The organism is Bifidobacterium miconis, assembly GCF_019331735.1.
Taxonomy (GTDB): Bacteria; Actinomycetota; Actinomycetes; order Actinomycetales; family Bifidobacteriaceae; genus Bifidobacterium; species Bifidobacterium miconis.
The window spans coordinates 91,597-107,167 of the sequence record NZ_JAHBBH010000001.1 but is presented as its reverse complement, the minus strand read 5'-3'; the positions used below and the strand labels follow the sequence as shown (position 1 = coordinate 107,167).

Below are 15,571 nucleotides of genomic sequence, written 5' to 3'. Positions count from 1 at the left end.
GGCTATTGTAGCGGTATGCCTTACCTTGCGATGTTGCCGAGTCTGCTCTGTGGACTGGCGGTCGGTGCCGAAGACGTGCGCCGCCGACGCGTGCCGCGCGCGTGGATCGCCGCGGGCTGTCTGGCGCAGCTGATCGCCGATATCGTCTACGGTCTGGCGATCAACGCGCTGTTCGTCGTGCCCCAGGCCGTGCTGTTCGCGATGGTCGCGGCCGTGCTGCAGTGCCTGCTCGCGTTGGCAAAGCCGGGCGCGCTGGGATTCGGCGACGTGACGTGCGCGCTGATGATGGGATTGTCCGTCGGCCTGTTCGGTCTGGACGCGATGGTCGTCTGGTGGCTGGCGATGGGGCTGATGGGACTGGCGTGGATGGCGCTGTGGATACGGTTCGACCCGCAATCCGATACACCGTACGCCGGCAGGGTGCCGTTCGCTCCGGTGATCGTGATTGCGGGTCTTGCGGCCGCATTGTTCGGGATTGCGTTCTGACCACGCAGATTGGCGGCCGGTCAGTTCGCGTTGTCGTTGTTGGTCTTGTATTCCTTGACGTATTGCTCGAACTGCGCGTTCTGCTGGTCGAGGCTGCCGGTGGTGAATTTCGTCTCGCCCGTCTTGAGGTTCACGGTGACGAAGAACAGCCAGTCGCCTTCCTCCGGGTTGAGGGCCGCCTTGATGGCGTTGTCGCCCGGATTGCTGATCGGGGTGGGCGTCAGTCCGGTGTGCACGCGCGTGTTGTAGGGGTTGGAATCGTCCGCGAGCTGGGCGTCGGTCAGCTCGCTGGCCTTGATGCCGAGCCCGTAGGCCACGGTGGTGTCCATGCCGAGCGTCATGCCCTGTTCGATGCGGTTGTCGATGACCCGGGTGACCTTCGCGTAGTATTCCTCGGAGTTGACCTCGGCCTCGGCGATGGACGCGATCTTGAGGATGTCCTCGCGCTTGCTGCCCGACGGCACGCCGAGCTCGTCGAGTTTGGCGATGCGCGCCTCGACCATGTCCTTGGCGACGTCGGCGGCCTTACGGTCCTGCACGTTGTATACGCCGGGTTCGAGCCAGCCTTCGAAGCTGCCTCCGGCCTCGCTCGGCAGGATGCCGCTGCCGTCGCCTTCGAGCAGGCTTTTGAACGCCGCCGCATCGAAGCCGTCCAGCGCCGAGGCGTTGGCGATGACGTCGCTGAGCCGTTCGCCGGGCTTGACCTCCAAAAAGCCGCTGGCCTTGCTCTGATCGGAGAGGATCGCGACGACGTCGGACGCCTTCATATGCGTCTTGAGCGCGAACGATCCCGGATACAGCGTGGCGTCGGCGGCCGCGACCGCGTTGGTGAACGCCGACGCGGACTTGACGATGTCCGCTTTGACGAGGTTCTCCGCGATTTCGCCGGCTCCCTGACCGCTCGACACGGTGAACGTCACGTCCTCGTCGCCCGGACCGCTGTAATCCTGCACCACGGTGACGTTGCTGCCGTTGCGCGCGTCACGCCACGCCTTGAGCTTGCCCATGCCGGTGACGCCGAGGGCGACGACCAGCACGATGACGACGACGGCCGCGACCGCGGTGATCAGCCTGCGACGGCGGATCCGCTCGCGCCGGCGTCGCATTTCGCTGCGCGACGCCGGCGGCTGGGGCGGCATGTCGAACAGGTCGCCATGCGCGTCGTCCCCGGCTCCCTCATCAGAGAAAAAATGCTCGAGATCCTCACCCAATGGTTCTCTCCCCGTTTTCCGTCTCTACTCGTTCGCGTCCAACGCCGACTGCAGTATCACCACCGCAGACTGCTGGTCGACCACCGGACGGTGCTTGCGGCCGGAGATCTGAGCTTCGTTCAGCTGCCGGTGCGCGCTGACCGTGGTCAGCCGTTCGTCCAGCAGCATGATGTCGGGAACCTGCGCGACGGCGCACTCCCCCGCATCGATGTAGTCCTGCATTCGTCTGGCGAGATTCGCCGCCCAACGGCGTGCCTTCTTGGCGCTTTTGCCTTCGGTGCCGTCGAGCTGCAGCGGCAGTCCCACCACGACGCGTTCCACCGATTCGTCCTCTATGACGCCGATGACGTCGTCCAATGCCTGAAATGAATCACCGAACACCCTGACATTGCCTGCAGGGTGCGCGAGGGTGAGCTCCGGGTCGGACAGCGCAAGTCCGACCCGGGCGTCACCCAAATCAACGCCGAGCCATACCACCAGGCGACTCAGCCTTTCAGCGCCTCGTTCTTCAGCGCGGCGACCGCCTCGTCGATCTTCGAGGCATCGGCGCCGCCGCCCTGGGCGAAGTCCGGCTTGCCGCCGCCACCGCCGCCGAGGATCTTGGACGCGCCGCGCACGAGGTCGCCGGCCTTGATGCCGGCCTTGCGGGCGGCCTCGTTGGTGGCCACGGCGACCATCGGCTTGTCGTCTTCGGACACGCCGGCGAGGGCGACCACGACGGGCGCCTCGTCGCCGAGCTGGGCGCGCACGTCGAGCACGGTCTTGCGCAGCGCGTCGAACGAGCCGAAGTGGCCGACGTTCTTCGCGGCGACCTTGATCGGAGCGGACGACGCGCGCGTCTCGGCCACGAGCGCCGGCATGGCCGCGGCCAGCTGGCTTTCGTACATGGCCGCGAGACGGCGGTCGGATTCCTTGAGCTTGGCGAGCAGCGTGTTCACGCGCTCGGCGAGCTCGTCCGGACGGGCGTTGAGTTTGTCGCTCAGCTGGGAGACGAGCGCGTGCTCGCGGGCGTTGAAATCGTACGCGCCCGCGCCGACGAGCGCGTCGACGCGGCGCACGCCGGAGCCGATGGACGCTTCGGACATGATGTTGACCATGCCGATCTTGCCGACGTGGTCGACGTGGGTGCCGCCGCACAGCTCGCGGCTCCAGCCGTCCTCGCCGATGGACACGACGCGCACGATGTCGCCGTACTTCTCGCCAAACAGGTGCATCGCGCCGAGCGCGATCGCGTCGTCGAACTTCATTTCCTTGGTGGTGACGGCGAGGTTGTCGCGCAGCTTCTCGTTGACGCGGGCCTCGACGGCGTTCATCACGGTCTTGGACGGGGCCTTGGACCACTGGAAGTCGAAGCGCAGGCGGTTCGGGGCGTCCTCGGAGCCGCGCTGGGTGGCCTGCGGGCCGAGTTCCTCGCGCAGCGCCTTGTGCACCATGTGCGTGGCGGTGTGCGAGCGGGCGATGGCGCCGCGGCGGTCGAGGTCGATGCTCGCGTTGACCGGGGAGCCGACCACGAGGGTGCCTTCGGTCAGGCGGCACTGGTGGACGATGAGGTCCTTGATCGGCTTCTGCACGTCGTCGACCTCGAGCACCGCGCCGTCGTCGGACAGGATCTCGCCCTGGTCGGCGAGCTGGCCGCCGGCCTCCGCGTAGAACGGGGTGCGGTCGAGGATGACCTCGATGTTCGCCGGGGCGGTGACGGCCGGGACGGAGCCCTTGCCTTCCTGCATGATGCCGATGACGGTGCCGCGGGCGGAGAAGTCCGTGTAGCCGAGGAAGTCGATCGGCTTGGCGAGCGTCTTCTTGAAGTCGTCGTAGACGGACAGGTCCACGTTGTGGCGCTTCTTGAGCGCGTCGGCGCGGGCGCGGGACTTCTGCTCGCTCATGAGCTCGCGGAACTTGGCCTCGTCGACCTTGACGCCCTGGTCGGCCGCCATTTCGAGGGTGAGCTCGATCGGGAAGCCGTAGGTGTCGTGCAGCGTGAACGCGTCGTCGCCGGAGACGGTCGGGTCGGCGCTCTTCTTCGCGTTGGCCACGGCCACGTCGAGGATCTGGATGCCGTTGTCGAGCGTGCGGCGGAACGCGTCCTCCTCGCCGTAGGCGGCTTCGGACACGTCGTGGAACGTGTCGTTGAGCTCCGGGTAGGAGGCGACCATCGCGTCCTTGGACACGGGCAGCAGCTCCGGGATGACCGGATCGGTCACGCCGAGCACGCGCATGGCCTGGATGGTGCGGCGCAGCAGGCGGCGCAGCACGTAGCCGCGGCCGACGTTGCTCGGGCGCACGCCGTCGGACATGATCATCAGGGCGGAGCGCACGTGGTCGGCCACGACGCGGAACTTCACGTCGGCCTTCTCGTCCTCGCCGTACTTGCGGCCCGACAGGCGTTCGGCGGCCTCGATGACCGGGAAGACCTCGTCGGTCTCGTAGATGTTCTGCTTGCCCTGCATCAGGTAGGCGAGGCGCTCGAGGCCGGCGCCTGTATCGATGTTCTTGTTTTCGAGCTCGCCGACGATGTGCAGGTCGGTCTTGGACTTGACGTTGTCGACCTCGTAGTTCTCGAAGACGAGGTCCCAGATCTCGATGTAGCGGTTCTCGTCGGCGATCGGGCCGCCCTCGACGCCGTATTCGGGGCCGCGGTCGACGTAGATCTCGGAGCACGGGCCGCCGGGGCCGGGGCCGCCGGTGGTCCAGAAGTTGTCCTCCATGCCCATGATCTGGATGTGCTCGGGGTCGACGCCCTCGTTCTTCCACAGGGAGCGGGCTTCCTCGTCGTCGGTGAAGGTGGTCATCCACAGCTTCTCCGGGTCGAAGCCGTAGCCGCCCTGGTCCTGCGGGGTGGTCAGCAGCTCCCACGCGTAGTGGATGGCCTCCTCCTTGAAGTAGTCGCCGAAGGAGAAGTTGCCGAGCATCTGGAAGAAGGTGCCGTGGCGGGTGGTCTTGCCGACCTCGTCGATGTCGAGCGTGCGCACGCACTTCTGGTTGGAGGCCATGCGGTGCTTGGGCGGGGTCTGCTCGCCCATGAGGTACGGGATGAACGGCACCATGCCGGCGATGGTGAACAGCGTCGTCGGGTTCGGCGAGATCAGGGACGCCGACGGCACGATGAGATGGTCGTGCTTGCCGAAATAGTCGAGATAGCGCTTCGCGATTTCTGAAGTGCGCATAAGTGTGATTGGACTCCTTGTATTTGGGCGGCGCGCGGGCGCCGTCCGGATGGTTGTGGTTTGCCGTCCGATAGATGCTGTGCGGAAAGTGGACGGTCGGTCGCGCGACTACCGGCTCGCGCGCTCGACGTAGGTCCTGTTGAGCTCAGCCTCGCGGGCTCGGCGCGTCGCGTTGAATTCGTTGACGAGCCCTTCGAGGGTGCGCATGGTCACGTGATCCTGGTCGGGACCGAGCACGAACTGGCGCATGGCGTCGGGTGTGTTGGCCTTCACGTAGGCGGTTGCCTTGGACACGGCGATCACGCCGGCGGCGAAGCCGAGGCCGAGCCAGAAGATTCGCTTGAGCATCACTCCCCCTTGGTCGCGTTGCCGTTCGCGCCGCCGACGCCCTGCTTCGCGAGGAAGGACTGCGCCGTGGACTTGAGCGCGTACGTGGCCGAGGCGATTTTGATGATGGGCTTGCCGAGGAACGAACCGTACAGGTCCGTGAGCGCGCCGACGTTGTTGGCGGTGGCGGAGGCCGCCGCGGAGATGCGGTTCACGTCCTCGAGCGACTTGTTGACCTGCCTGACGGTGGTCACGCCCTCGTCGAGCGCCGGAATCGCGTGTTCGCCGGACTCCTTGACCGTTTCGGCGATCTGGTCGAACAGCTTGCCGAGGCGGATCAGCGGGTAGATCATGAACCCCGCGAGCACGGCGAACGCGATCGCGGCGATCAGGCCGGCGATTTCTCCAACACCCATCAGAACCTCTTTCCTGCATCACGGCATTACCCGTGCACACAATACCCGCACCACACTAGCCAACGGACGCGACGCGCGCAACCGGACGATTGGGCGCGGACGGCGTTCACTGGTTGTATCGCGTGATCGTGAGCGCCTGGGCGAACGGCTTGTCCGTGTCGAAGTCGACGTCGGTGACCGAACCGTTGGCCGGTCTCTCGCTCAGGTCGAGATCGGCTCCGCCGAAGCGGTGGGCGAGGCTGAGCAGCGTGTTGCCGTGCGAGATCTGCAGCACGTCGTCGCCGTCCGTGAGATCGGGGTTGCCGGCGATCAGCGCGAACGCGCCTTCCACGCGCGTCCAGTATTCTTCGTCGGATTCCGCATCGTGGAACGGATCGGCTTCCTTGAGGAAGTCGCGCGTGGCCGCGAGGCCGAACTTGGCGACGATGTCGTTGTAGTTCCTCGCGCCGTGGGGCCCGCCGGCGGCCGTCCACGCGAGCGACATGTCCTGACCTTCGAAGTAGCCGTAGCACTGTTCTCGGAAATGCATGTCGGCGACCAGCGCCGGACGGGCATGCCCCGCGGCCTCGTTGATGTCGAGGATGCGCGCGGCGGTGACCTCGGCGCGCGTGGTGTCCGAACAGTAGGCGGCGGCGAAATCGTAGCCGGCGAGCTTGCGTCCGGCCTTGTCGGCGTCGGCGAGGCCCGATTCGGTCAGCGGCGAATTGCACCAGCCCTGCAGTCGGTTGTAGCGGTTGAACGTGGTCTGCCCGTGGCGGACCAGATGCAGATGCAGAATCATGGTTTCAATATAGCCGGGATACACGAACGCCCCGGGCCTTGGGCCACGGGGCGTTCGCGCGTATGTATGTCCTTAAGCTGTAAATTCTTACAGTTGGTAGAGAATCCAGATCAGCGAGCGTAGAACTCGACGACGTACTGGATGTTGACCTGCACCGGGATCTCTTCGACCTCCGGCTTGCGGGTGAGGGTCGCCTTCAGGGAGGCGAGGTTCACGTCGAGGTAGCCCGGAACCGCCGGCAGCACGTCACGGTGTACGCCTTCGGCGGCGATCTGGAACGGAACCATGGTCTGGCTCTTGGCCTTCACCTGGATGGTCTGGCCCGGCTTGACGCGGTAGGACGGACGGTCCACGATGTTGCCGTCGACGAGGATGTGACGGTGCACCACGAACTGACGGGCCTGGGCGGTGGTGCGGGCGATGCCGGCACGCAGGACCAGGTTGTCCAGACGGGTCTCGAGGTCGGTCAGCATGGCGTTGCCGGTCTGGCCGGCGGTGCGGGTGGCCTCCTCGTAGGCGCGGCGGAGCTGCTTCTCGGACACGCCATACTGGGCGCGCAGACGCTGCTTCTCGCGCAGACGGACCGCGTAATCGGACTCGGTGCGGCGACGGGTGCGGCCGTGCTCGCCCGGGGCGTACGGACGCTTTTCGAAGATGCGCTGAGCCTTCGGGGTCAGTGCAATGCCGAGGGCGCGGGAAAGGCGCACCTGACGGCGGGAACGCTGAACGTTCGTCATTGGTTTATTCCTTTTGTTGTTCTGTCGTTGTCTGAACGGAAACGCGACGATCTTGCGACCGGCGCGCTGAGCCAGCCTCTCCAGCGCTTTCCGCGACGAGCGCGAACGGCGGGGAACCGTGCGGTTCCCGGTCGCCGACCCGCTGATGGGCCAAGGCTCCAGACGGTGCGGCCTCGCGGCGCACACCAATCGTCAACTATACACACGGGGTGCGGACAGCGCGTGTCCGCACCCGGCCGTCACGCCGCAATCGTCACGCCGCGGCAAGCCGGCCGCGATCCATGCGCAGCGTGCGGTCGACGTACGCGAGCGCATCCGGATCGTGCGTGACCATAAGCACCGCCGTGCCGTCGTCGGCGGTCGAGCGCAGCAGACGCATGACGACGGCCGTGCTGTCCGCGTCGAGATCGCCGGTCGGCTCGTCGGCGATGAGCAGTTTCGGCCGGTTCATCAGCGCTCGGGCGATGGACACGCGCCGCATTTCGCCACCGGACAGCTCCTTCGGATAGCATCCGGCAAGGTCGTCGACCTGCAGTGATGCGAGCAGCGCGCGGGCACGCCGGACCAGCGGGTCGTCGCCGGCTTCGTGCTGCTCGGGCGCGATCACGTCGGGCATGTCCGGGTCGGCGGGAGCGGCGGGGACCGTCGCGACGTCGCCGTTGCCCGATGCCGCGTCGCGATCGTCGCCCGCCATCACGGCCGGCAGGATCACGTTGTCGAGCACCGTCAGATTGCCCAGCAGCGTGGCGGACTGGGTGACGAAGCCGATCGTGCGGTTGCGCATGGCGGACGCCGTGCGGTCGTCGAGCGAGGCGACGTCGAGCCCGTCGACGCTCACCGTGCCGGACGTGGGCCTGAGCAGTCCGGTGATCAGGTTGAGCAGCGTGGTCTTGCCGTTGCCGGACCGGCCGACGATCGCGACGAACTCGCCGGCGTCGACGCTCAGGCCGACGTGGTCGACGGCGGCGAACGGCTTGTCGCGACGGTTGAATTCGCGGGTCAGCGAGCGGATGTCAAGCACGGGCATCGTTTACTCCCCCTCGCGCAGCGTCAGGTACGTTTCCGGGGCGGACAGCTTGACCGCCGCCGCGACCGACGCGATCAGGCCGGTGGCCACGGCGAACGCGAGTCCGGCGACGGCCAGCGCGAGCACGGTGAACGCGCCGGACTGCAGGTACGGCAGTTGCAGGCGCGCGCCGATCAGCGTGTTGAACGGCAGGATCGCAAGCGATGCGGAGCCGATGCCGATCAGGCCGCCGATCAGGCCGACCGTCGCGGATTCGCGCACGATGACGCCGACCAGCATGCCGCGTGTCGCGCCCATGATGCGGTAGGCGGCGAACTCGCGCTTGCGTTCGTTCATCGACGAGGCGAACACGGCGAGCAGTACGATCAGGCCCATGACCCAGAACACGGCGAGGAACAGGCCGGCGTAGCCGATGATCGCGTCGAGACTGGCCTTGGTGGAGGCCGTCACGCCGCCCGGGTAGACGTAGCCGAGTCCGGTGACGCCGTCGGCCTTGACCGTTTCGGCGATGTTCGCGGCGACGGTTTTCGCGTCCGCGTCGCCGGTCTTGACGAGCACCGCGGAGACGGCCTTGTCGGCGTATTCGGCAGGGATGGCGGCGTGGCCGGTTTTCGCGGAGTACGAGACGACGGCGGGGATGGTGGATTCGTTGACGAACACCGAGTTGTCGAGGCTGGTGCCGGTGGAGGCGAGCTGCGCGGCGACCGGGAACTCGTGGTTGTACAGCTTGATCGTGCCGTTGGCGGACACGTTGATGTTCGCGCCGGCGACGACCTCGCCGTCCTTGAGCGTGCGGTCGTACTGCGAGGCGATCCACGGTTCGATCACGAAGTCGGTGGCCGGGTCGAAGCCGATGATCTGCACCTTCTCGTCGCAGCAGGCGGCGGCGAGCGAGGAAATGTACGTCTGCGCGGTGACCTGGCTCACGCCGTCCGCCTGGGCGACGGCCCGTTCGATGTCGTTGGTGAAGTAGAACGTGCTCGAGCCGCCGCTGGTGAGCAGCGCCTCCGCCTTGGCGCCGGTGTTCTGCGGCACGACCATGAGGTCGGCGCCCATGCGCTCCTGCATGCTGCTGAGGCCCGCCTTGAGGTTCGTGGCGAGCAAAGCCCCGCCGTAGAACGCGACGGTGAGCATGGTGACGACGATGACGAGCGCGGCCGTGCGGAACGGCTTGCGCTTGAGGTTCTCGAACGGCAGGCTGCCGAGGGTGACGTGAGGCATGGCCGGAATCCTCAGCGTCCCGCGTTCTTCGCGCCGGTCAGGTCCAGCCGCACGGCGATCGCCGCGAAGACGACGGCAAGCGCGCCGAGCACGATGAGCGTCGGCAGGGTGACCATGTGGCAGTGCATCATCGCGCCCTTGCACACGCCGATGAGCACGGTCGGCACGGCGACGGCGAGCAGCGCGTTCAGTGCGACGGCGATGTTGAGGCCGGCGCGGACCTTGGGCTCGACGAACAGGCCGATCACGCCGAGCAGCGCGATGACGACGCCGATGCCGAGCGCGGCCTGCGCGGTGTAGTGGCAGGCCATTTTCATGCCGTCCTCGACCTTGCACACGTAGGCGAAGGTCTGCGGGGCGACGGCGATGAGCGCGCCGAGCACGATGGCGGGCAGGGTGACGAACAGTTTGCGGGTCATGTCTTCCTCTCGTAACTTTCTGTTTCCCGTGAACTGTGCAGATTATGCCAGCGGCAAATCAGAAAAACAAGACTTGACTTTTTCCGCTCTTTCCGATACAGCCCTCCCCCACGAAGGCTCCCCTCAAAAAACTCGTCAGAGCTTTTCGATAGCTGAGCCGTCAAGCGGACAGTCCAGCGGACTGTCCGTAGGCGAAGTGAGCGGCTGTGCCGCGAAGGCTCCTATCGAAAAGCTCGTCAGAGCTTTTCGATAGGAGCACGGTTGAGCATGAGCCGCTTGGTGCCCGCCGATCCGAAATCGACGGTGATGACCGACTTGGGCCCCTTGTCGAGCGTGTCGACGATGGTGCCGAGGCCGTACATGTCGTGCGTGATGCGGTCGCCGACGTGGAAATCGGCGATGTTCAGGCCGTTGTCGCGCGGCGTGCCCGCGCTGCCCGCCGCGGACGACGAGCCGGCGGCTTTCGGCGCGACGCGGCGCGTGGTGACGCGGCCGCTGCGCGACGACGATCCCGAGCCGGAACCGTAGCCGTACGAGGAGCCGGACGAGCCGTACGAGCGGGAGCCGTAGCCGGAACGACCGTTCGAGGAGGAGCCCGACCGCGATCCGGTGCCGGAACCGCTGCGGGAGCGTGAACCGGCATTCGCGCCGAATCGCCGCGTCCCCGATCCGTACGACGAACCGTATCCGGAATCGGACGAACCGTAGGAGGAACCGTACGACGACGATCCGTACGTCGAGCCGGTCGATCCGTACGATCCGTACGAGGACGAGGATCCGTACGATCCCCCGCGCGAGCCGGAACCGTACGCCGAACCGCCGTATGTCGTGCCGCCGAAGTCGTCGTCGCCCCATCCGCCGAACTCGTCGTCGTCGAACCCGCCGTTCGACCAGTTCGCACGCATGCGCTCCACGCCGGCCTCGCGGCGCTTCCAATCGATCAGACCGTCGGGAATCTCGTCGAGGAACTGGCTGGGCATCATCTCGTTGGCCTGTCCCCACTGGGCGCGCACGGCCGCGCGCGTCACGTACAGCCGCCGCTTGGCGCGCGTGATGCCCACGTAGGCGAGACGGCGCTCTTCGGACAGTTCGCTCGCGTCCTCCATGGCGCGCGAGTGCGGGAACGTGCCCTGTTCCATGCCGGTCAAAAATACGACCGGGTATTCGAGGCCCTTGGCGGTGTGCAGGGTCATGAGCGTCACTTTGCCGGAGTCCTCGCCTTCTCCCGGCAGCTGGTCGGAGTCCGCGACGAGCGCGGTGGTCTCGAGGAATCCGGCGAGCGTCGCGTCGGGCGTGTTCTGTTCGAATTCGGCGGCCACGGACTGCAGCTGCGACAGGTTTTCCACGCGCGAGGCGTCCTGCGGGTCTTCGGATTTCTTCAGTTCGTCGAGCAGCCCGGACTTGGAGAGCACCTCGGCCACGATGTCGCTCGGACGGTTGGCCGGGTCGGCGGCGAACTTGCGCAGCCCGTCCATGAGGTCGCGGAAGGCGCGCAGCTGGTTGGCGGTGCGCGTGGGCACGCCCTCGATCGAGTCGAGGCGCTCGATGGCCGCGTAGAACGGGATCGCGTTCGTTTCGGCGTATCCGGCGACGATCGCCTCGGCCCGGGCGCCGAGGCCGCGCTTGGGCACATTGAGGATGCGCCGCATGTTCACGTCGTCGGCCGGGTTGACGATGCCCTGCAGATAGGCGATCGCATCCTTGATTTCGCGGCGTTCGTAGAAGCGCGTGCCGCCGACAAGCTGGTACGGCAGCCCGGCGTTGATGAGCGCCTCCTCGAGCGAGCGCGACTGCGCGTTGGCGCGGTACATGATCGCCATGTCGGAGTAGCCGATGTTCTCCTCGCCGTGCAGGCGCGCGATTTCGCCGGCGATCCAAGCGGCTTCCTGTTGCGCGTTGTCGGCCGCGTAGCCGACGATCGGCTCGCCCTTGCCGAGCGCGGTCCACAGCTTCTTCGGCTTGCGTCCCTCGTTGTGGGCGATGACCGCGTTCGCCGCGTCGAGGATGGTCTGAGTGGAACGGTAGTTCTGTTCGAGCATGATGGTCTTCGCATTGGGGAAGTCCTGCTCGAAGTCCTGGATGTTGCGGATGTCGGCGCCGCGGAACGCGTAGATCGACTGGTCGGAGTCGCCGACGACGGTGATCCACGCCTGCCCCTCGCGCCCGGCGTACGGCATGTTCGCCGGTGCCGGCGCGCCCTTGGCCGCGTCCACGCCGGCGAGTTCGCGGATGAGCACGTACTGCGCGTGGTTGGTGTCCTGATACTCGTCGACGAGGATGTAGCGGAACTTGTGGCGGTAGTAGTCGGCGACGGCCGGATCGCGCCGCAGCAGTTCGACGGTGCGTCCGATCAGGTCGTCGAAGTCGACGGCGTTCGCGGCGGCGAGACGATGCTGGTATTCGGCGTAGACAATCGCGTACAGCGCCTCCGCGTTGCCCGGGTTGCCGATTTGGTAGCCGCGCTGGCCGGGACGGTAGTCGGGCGCCTGCTCGCGCAGCTTGTCCTGCCAGCCTTCGAGGTTGTTCTTGTAGTCGGAGATGCGCGAGAGGATCGCGCGCGGCGTGTAGCGCTTGACGTCGATGTTGAGGTCGGCGGCGATGAGCTTGACGAGCCGTTCGCAGTCGGCCGTGTCGTAGATCGAGAAGCCGGAGTCGAGTCCGATGGACTTGCCGTCGCGGCGCAGGATGCGCACGCAGGCCGAGTGGAAGGTCGACACCCACATGCGTTCGGCGACGGGGCCGATGAGGGCGGAAAGACGTTCGCGCATTTCGGCGGCGGCCTTGTTGGTGAACGTGATGGCGAGGATCTGGCTCGGCCACGCGCCGAATTGGCTGAGGATGTAGGCGATGCGCCGCGTGAGCACGCGGGTCTTGCCCGAGCCGGCGCCCGCGCCGATGAGCAGGGCGGGGCCTCGGTATTGGACGGCTTCGGCCTGCTGCGGGTTGAGGTCGCCGACGAGTTCGTTCGCGGTTCTTGCGATGAGGTCCGGATCCTGCTGCACGCTACTCCCCTTGCTTCTTGGCTTCTTGTGTCCGGGCCCGCGCGCTGCGGGCCCGTGTCCGTCTGTCCGCGGGGTTGCCCGCGGCCCTACTTGTCTACCATATGTTGCGGTCAGCGACGCCGTCCGCAGCCGACGGCCGCCGCAGGCCGTGCGATCAGTCGGCGTGGTCGGCGATCCAGCCGACGATCGCGTCCTTGACGATCTGCGCGTACAGTTTCTGGCCTTCCGGCTCCGGGTGGATGCCGTCGCTGGTGAGCATGTCCGTGTGCGCGCCGATCGCGCCGTTCCAGTCGGCGATGGTCGCGCTCGACGGATGCGCGCGCACGTAGTCGGCCGCGGCCTGATTCGCCGTGGGAATCCACGTGCGGTCGCCGTAGCCGTTGACGATGACGAGCACGTGGCCGTCGCCCGCCGCGGCCGCGATGTCCTCGTAGTCCTGCGGGGTGACGGTGCCGTTTGTGTTGAGCGAGACGACGACGTACTTGCGCAGCTGGCCCTGAGCCTTGAGGTTGGCGATGATGCCGGGCGCGTCGCGCACGAAGCGCGAGACCTTCGCGTCGATGACGACGCCTGGCAGCAGGTCGTTGAGCGCCGGGGACGAGCCGACGGTCACCGAATCGCCGACCACGGTGACCTGGTCGCCGGTCAGCGTCTTTTCGGCTTCGGCCTTGGCCTGCTCACGCCGTTTCGCTTCCTCGGCGGCGCGGCGCTTCGCCTCGGCGGCGGCCTTGGCGTCGGACGCGCGCTTGTGCGCCTGCTGGTCGAGCACGCTTTGGTTGGTTTCGAGCATCTGCTGAACGCTGGACTTGGCGGGAGCGTTGCGATAGCCGAACACGCAGCCGACGACGAGCGCGATGACCAGCGGCACGGCGACGACGATGCGGGCCACGGACGGGTCCACGCCGAACAGCTTGCGGCCGTCCCTGTCCGTCTTCTTCGACGGGTCGATGAGCAGGGCGAGCGGACGTTCGACCAGCCACCAAGAGAGCGCGGTCATCGCCCCGGCGCACACGAGCGCCAGCAGGCGGATCAGCCACATGCCGCGGCCGCGCCAACCGGGCAGCAGCGACTGGAACATCAGGAACAGCGGCCAATGCCACAGGTAGATGCCGTACGAGTAGCGTCCCAGCAGCGCCAGCGGCCGCCAGACGAACAGGTCTTCCATCCACGAATCGGAGGTGATGCTGCCTGCCAGCAGCACCACGGACAGCACGGCCGCGGTCAGCAGTCCGCCGCGGAAGGCGGACGCGTCCTGATCGACGCGCATCATCAGCACGATCAGCCACACCATCGCGACGGTGGCCAGCCACGGGGCGACCCGCCTCGCCGCGTCGGACATCGGCCATGCGAAACGCTGGGATTCGATCACGAGCCATGCCAGCGCCAAACCGAACATGATGCCGAAGCAGTGCGTGTCGGTGCCGAAGTACACACGGGTCGGGTCCGCATCGGGCCGGTACAGCACCCACATGAGCAGCGCGGACACCACGGCGATGCCGAGCGGCACGGCGACGCGGAGCCGTTCGGGCACCGTCTTGCGCACCAGCATCACCAGCCACGGCAGCACGATCGTCACCTGCGCGAGCAAGGCCACGAACCACAGGTGGCGCAGCGGCTGGGGCGACGTGGAGGCGAAATAGCTGCCGCCGGTGAAGATCTCGTACCAGTTTGACGTAAAGGTGACGGCCGCGATGCTTTTGCCGGCGATGCCCACCAGCGCGTCGCGGTCGAACAGGTAGTCGAGCGAGACGGTCGCGGCGACCATGAACGCCATGGCCGGCCACAGGCGCACGATGCGGCGCAGGTAGAAGCGCTTCACGTCGACGGCGCCTCGCGCGATGCATTCGCGCAACAAACTCAGGCCCAGCAGGAAGCCGGAGACCGTGAAGAACATGTCCACGCCCACGAATCCGCCGTGCAGCGAAAGGGGCGAAAGGTGATACCAGATGATGCCGATGAGGGCGAGTCCCTTGATGCCGTCCATGCTGCGGTACCGCGCACGGGCCGGGGTCTGCGGCTGCCCCTGCTGCCGCACCGTTTCCTGCTGTTCTGTTTCCATCACCCCGCAATACTACGACACCCCGAGACACATCCCGGCCGGCCTTGCGCGACGGCTCAGCCAACCGGTTCGAGGTCATCTGCACGGCGTAAACTGGCCATTTGTCATTACTGGCCGAACGCAACGCAAAAGGGGTTGTATGAAGGAACTCGAGGAACGCATCCGCAAGGAAGGAACCGTCAAGGAAGGCAACGTGCTCAAGGTCGACGCTTTCCTGAACCACCAGTGCGACGTGGCGCTCTACGACGCGATGGGCGCGGCGTGGGCCGAGCATTTCGCCGGCAAAAACATTACCAAAATCCTCACCATCGAGGCATCCGGTATCGGCATGGCGTGCGTCGCGGCCCGCCATTTCGGCAACGTGCCGGTCGTGTTCGCCAAGAAGGCGCAGTCGATCAACCTCGACGGCGACCAGTACGTGACGACCGTGTACTCGTTCACCAAGCAGCGCGAGTTTCCGGTGATCGTCTCCCGCAAGTACCTCGGCCCCGAGGACCACGTGCTGCTCATCGACGACTTCCTCGCCAACGGCAAGGCGCTGCACGGCCTGATCGACATCTGCAAGCATGCGGGCGCGACCGTCGAGGGCATCGGCATCGCCGTGGAAAAGGGCTTCCAGGGCGGCGGCGACCAGCTGCGCGAGGAGGGCTACGACGTGGATTCGCTCGCGATCGTCGAGTCGATGGATCCGAAAACCGGCGAGATCGAGTTCCGTCACTGA

At 66.6% G+C, this 15,571-nt stretch carries 14 protein-coding genes; 2 read left to right on the top strand and 12 right to left on the bottom strand.

Going from position 1 to position 15,571, the window contains the following annotated elements; all coding sequences use genetic code 11:
- Positions 1 to 15 precede the first annotated feature (15 nt).
- The gene (locus KIH79_RS00440) at positions 16 to 486 is read left to right on the top strand and encodes a prepilin peptidase (protein ID WP_219057573.1); all 471 of its coding nucleotides are present in this window, start codon (positions 16 to 18) and stop codon (positions 484 to 486) included.
- A 20-nt stretch (positions 487 to 506) separates the two neighbouring features.
- On the opposite strand, the gene mltG is transcribed toward KIH79_RS00440, so the two are convergent.
- The 12 genes from mltG to KIH79_RS00380 form a co-directional block, all read right to left on the bottom strand.
- Complete coding sequence (gene mltG, locus KIH79_RS00435) at positions 507 to 1,697, bottom strand: endolytic transglycosylase MltG (RefSeq protein WP_236023480.1); 1,191 nt, start codon at positions 1,695 to 1,697, stop codon at positions 507 to 509.
- 24 nt (positions 1,698 to 1,721) lie between these two features.
- Complete coding sequence (gene ruvX / locus KIH79_RS00430; protein WP_219057572.1) at positions 1,722 to 2,174, bottom strand: Holliday junction resolvase RuvX; 453 nt, start codon at positions 2,172 to 2,174, stop codon at positions 1,722 to 1,724.
- An 8-nt stretch (positions 2,175 to 2,182) separates the two neighbouring features.
- Positions 2,183 to 4,861 (bottom strand): alanine--tRNA ligase, encoded by a 2,679-nt coding sequence (alaS, locus tag KIH79_RS00425; protein WP_219057571.1) that lies wholly within the window; start codon positions 4,859 to 4,861, stop codon positions 2,183 to 2,185.
- A 108-nt stretch (positions 4,862 to 4,969) separates the two neighbouring features.
- Positions 4,970 to 5,209 carry a hypothetical protein gene (locus KIH79_RS00420; protein ID WP_219057570.1) on the bottom strand — a complete coding sequence of 80 codons (240 nt, stop codon included), beginning with the start codon at positions 5,207 to 5,209 and terminating at the stop codon, positions 4,970 to 4,972.
- The gene (locus KIH79_RS00415) at positions 5,209 to 5,604 is read right to left on the bottom strand and encodes a DUF948 domain-containing protein (protein ID WP_219057569.1); all 396 of its coding nucleotides are present in this window, start codon (positions 5,602 to 5,604) and stop codon (positions 5,209 to 5,211) included. Before KIH79_RS00415 ends, KIH79_RS00420 begins: the two co-directional genes overlap by 1 nt.
- A 106-nt stretch (positions 5,605 to 5,710) precedes the next feature.
- Positions 5,711 to 6,385: a histidine phosphatase family protein gene (locus tag KIH79_RS00410; RefSeq protein WP_219057568.1), complete on the bottom strand. Its 675-nt coding sequence runs from the start codon at positions 6,383 to 6,385 to the stop codon at positions 5,711 to 5,713.
- Positions 6,386 to 6,495: 110 nt separating this feature from the next.
- Entirely contained in the window at positions 6,496 to 7,122 is a 627-nt protein-coding gene (rpsD, locus tag KIH79_RS00405; RefSeq protein WP_033495585.1) for a 30S ribosomal protein S4, read from the bottom strand.
- 253 nt (positions 7,123 to 7,375) lie between these two features.
- On the bottom strand, positions 7,376 to 8,149 hold the full coding sequence (locus tag KIH79_RS00400; RefSeq protein WP_219057567.1) for an ABC transporter ATP-binding protein: 774 nt from the start codon (positions 8,147 to 8,149) through the stop codon (positions 7,376 to 7,378).
- A gap of 3 nt (positions 8,150 to 8,152) precedes the next feature.
- Positions 8,153 to 9,370: an FtsX-like permease family protein gene (locus KIH79_RS00395; protein WP_219057566.1), complete on the bottom strand. Its 1,218-nt coding sequence runs from the start codon at positions 9,368 to 9,370 to the stop codon at positions 8,153 to 8,155.
- 11 nt (positions 9,371 to 9,381) lie between these two features.
- Positions 9,382 to 9,789, bottom strand: a complete 408-nt coding sequence (locus KIH79_RS00390; RefSeq protein WP_219057565.1) for a DUF4418 family protein — start codon at positions 9,787 to 9,789, stop codon at positions 9,382 to 9,384.
- A 236-nt stretch (positions 9,790 to 10,025) separates the two neighbouring features.
- Positions 10,026 to 12,791, bottom strand: a complete 2,766-nt coding sequence (locus KIH79_RS00385) for an ATP-dependent helicase (protein ID WP_219057564.1) — start codon at positions 12,789 to 12,791, stop codon at positions 10,026 to 10,028.
- Positions 12,792 to 12,945: 154 nt separating this feature from the next.
- Complete coding sequence (locus KIH79_RS00380; RefSeq protein ID WP_219057563.1) at positions 12,946 to 14,850, bottom strand: acyltransferase family protein; 1,905 nt, start codon at positions 14,848 to 14,850, stop codon at positions 12,946 to 12,948.
- Between the two features lie 139 nt (positions 14,851 to 14,989).
- Between KIH79_RS00380 and KIH79_RS00375 the strand changes: the two genes are divergently transcribed.
- The gene (locus KIH79_RS00375; protein ID WP_219057562.1) at positions 14,990 to 15,571 is read left to right on the top strand and encodes a xanthine phosphoribosyltransferase; all 582 of its coding nucleotides are present in this window, start codon (positions 14,990 to 14,992) and stop codon (positions 15,569 to 15,571) included.

Excerpts from the sequence above, each read along its gene's own strand:
- KIH79_RS00440 (WP_219057573.1), top strand. The coding sequence starts at position 16 with ATGCCTTACCTTGCGATGTTGCCGAGTCTGCTCTGTGGACTGGCGGTC.
- alaS (WP_219057571.1), bottom strand. The coding sequence starts at position 4,861 with ATGCGCACTTCAGAAATCGCGAAGCGCTATCTCGACTATTTCGGCAAG.
- KIH79_RS00420 (WP_219057570.1), bottom strand. The coding sequence starts at position 5,209 with ATGCTCAAGCGAATCTTCTGGCTCGGCCTCGGCTTCGCCGCCGGCGTG.
- KIH79_RS00415 (WP_219057569.1), bottom strand. The coding sequence starts at position 5,604 with ATGGGTGTTGGAGAAATCGCCGGCCTGATCGCCGCGATCGCGTTCGCC.
- KIH79_RS00410 (WP_219057568.1), bottom strand. The coding sequence starts at position 6,385 with ATGATTCTGCATCTGCATCTGGTCCGCCACGGGCAGACCACGTTCAAC.
- rpsD (WP_033495585.1), bottom strand. The coding sequence starts at position 7,122 with ATGACGAACGTTCAGCGTTCCCGCCGTCAGGTGCGCCTTTCCCGCGCC.
- KIH79_RS00400 (WP_219057567.1), bottom strand. The coding sequence starts at position 8,149 with ATGCCCGTGCTTGACATCCGCTCGCTGACCCGCGAATTCAACCGTCGC.
- KIH79_RS00395 (WP_219057566.1), bottom strand. The coding sequence starts at position 9,370 with ATGCCTCACGTCACCCTCGGCAGCCTGCCGTTCGAGAACCTCAAGCGC.
- KIH79_RS00390 (WP_219057565.1), bottom strand. The coding sequence starts at position 9,789 with ATGACCCGCAAACTGTTCGTCACCCTGCCCGCCATCGTGCTCGGCGCG.
- KIH79_RS00380 (WP_219057563.1), bottom strand. The coding sequence starts at position 14,850 with ATGGAAACAGAACAGCAGGAAACGGTGCGGCAGCAGGGGCAGCCGCAG.
- KIH79_RS00375 (WP_219057562.1), top strand. The coding sequence starts at position 14,990 with ATGAAGGAACTCGAGGAACGCATCCGCAAGGAAGGAACCGTCAAGGAA.